We start from the raw sequence: 629 nt of genomic DNA on the forward strand, positions 1-629 counted from the left end.
TGTCCAGTCTGGACAGATAGGTAACACCTTGTTCCTAAGAGATGGGTGACAACCTCGTGCCGAACGGGTTGTCGATGGGTTGCAAGGTTTTCTGCTCCAAATCGATATAGCCCAAGTCGTAGTGCATGAAGCTGACCAGCCAAATGCCATCCTCGACCTCTTTGAGGCCGAGGAGCTGACCCGCCAGCACCGTTGAAATATTGATTTTCTTGCGATGCATGCAGAGGCGTATCCGTCCGGCGAGAGCCGTTGCCGAAGGTCAGGCGGCGGCGATTGCCTGAGTTTCGGATCGCCAATTCCAGGGCAGCAGGTCCTGTAACCTGGAGGCGGGATGGTCACCGATGCGGCGGAGGACGTCGGCGAGCCAGCCGCGTGGATCGACATCATTCAGGCGGGCGGTGACGATCAGCGAATACATCGCCGCCGCGCGCTCCCCACCGCGATCAGATCCGGCGAACAGCCAGGCCTTTCGTCCGATGGCAATGCCCCGAAGTGCGCGTTCCGCTGCATTGTTGCTCAAGCAAATGCGGCCATCGCTGAGGAAGCGTATCCGCCCGGTGAGTGCCGCCTTGTAATGTTGAATCCGGCTGGTGATCTTAACGCCGCTCGTAAGAACGGCATTAAGGACG

2 protein-coding genes are annotated in these 629 nt (G+C 58.8%); both read right to left on the minus strand.

What is annotated here, in order from left to right; genetic code table 11:
• Positions 1–34: 34 nt before the first annotated feature.
• Complete coding sequence (locus ACYQ7X_RS17455) at positions 35–220, minus strand: hypothetical protein (protein WP_459698347.1); 186 nt, start codon at positions 218–220, stop codon at positions 35–37.
• 39 nt (positions 221–259) lie between these two features.
• A partial coding sequence (locus tag ACYQ7X_RS17460) for a transposase domain-containing protein (RefSeq protein ID WP_459698348.1) occupies positions 260–629 on the minus strand: 370 nt, incomplete at its 5' end.

Source organism: Acidisoma sp. C75, from assembly GCF_054665095.1.